This is a genomic window from Lysinibacillus sp. 10T31 (assembly GCF_056394365.1).
The window spans coordinates 1-414 of record NZ_JBFTHS010000226.1; the positions used below are offsets into that span (position 1 = coordinate 1).

General features: G+C 52.1%; 1 rRNA gene. It reads left to right on the forward strand.

The window, feature by feature from the left end:
• A 23S ribosomal RNA gene (locus AC1DCY_RS27770) occupies positions 1-414 on the forward strand; the annotation flags it as partial.

Genomic DNA, 414 nt, shown 5'->3' on the forward strand with positions numbered 1-414 from the left:
GTAAACGGCGGTGGTAACTATAACCATCCTAAGGTAGCGAAATTCCTTGTCGGGTAAGTTCCGACCTGCACGAATGGAGTAACGACTTCCCYRCTGTCTCAACCATRAACTCGGCGAAATTGCASTACGAGTAAAGATGCTCGTTACGCGCAGCAGGACGGAAAGACCCCGAGACCTTTACTATAGTTTGGTATTGGTGTTCGGAGTGGCTTGTGTAGGATAGGTGGGAGACGTTGAAGCCCGGACGCCAGTTSGGGTGGAGTCATCGTTGAAATACCACTCTGGTCACTTTGGACATCTAACTTCGGCCCGTAATCCGGGTCAGGGACAGTGCCTGATGGGTAGTTTAACTGGGGCGGTTGCCTCCTAAAAAGTAACGGAGGCGCCCAAAGGTTCCCTCAGCCTGGTTGGCAA